2 tRNA genes are annotated in these 445 nt (G+C 44.7%); both read right to left on the bottom strand.

Features of this window, described 5'->3' with window-relative positions:
- Nucleotides 1-148 precede the first annotated feature (148 nt).
- Nucleotides 149-224, bottom strand: a tRNA-Ala gene (locus tag CR105_RS27555).
- A 97-nt stretch (nucleotides 225-321) separates the two neighbouring features.
- Nucleotides 322-398 (bottom strand) — tRNA-Ile (locus CR105_RS27550).
- Nucleotides 399-445: the final 47 nt, after the last annotated feature.

Genomic DNA, 445 nt, shown 5'->3' with positions numbered 1-445 from the left:
TTGTTTGTTGCGATTTACAATCACTACCCATCATCTGACCTGTCGGTCAGACGATTAAAACTTTACTTCTTCCAAATTGTTAAAGAACAAAACAGCATTTAATCTCTAAAAGACCAAACCTAAACCTTGTGGCTTACGTTTGAACTTTTGGTGGAGGATGACGGGATCGAACCGACGACCCCCTGCTTGCAAAGCAGGTGCTCTCCCAGCTGAGCTAATCCCCCAATATATACAAACAAAAGTGAAAACCTACTTTTGTTTGGAATCAGGCAAAAATCCCTGGCAGAGCCAGATGATTTTCACAGGAACTGCTTACTTAACTGGTAGGGCTGGTTGGACTCGAACCAACGACCCCCGCGTTATCAACACGGTGCTCTAACCAGCTGAGCTACAGCCCCAAATGCTGTTCTTCTTGTTCAACAGTCGATAAGAGTGGACGCTCAAT

The sequence above is a fragment of the Massilia eurypsychrophila genome (assembly GCF_002760655.1).
GTDB lineage: Bacteria > Pseudomonadota > Gammaproteobacteria > Burkholderiales > Burkholderiaceae_D > JAFCUW01.
Note: the sequence above shows the minus strand (reverse complement) of the source record. Positions and strands in the feature narration are given on the sequence as shown.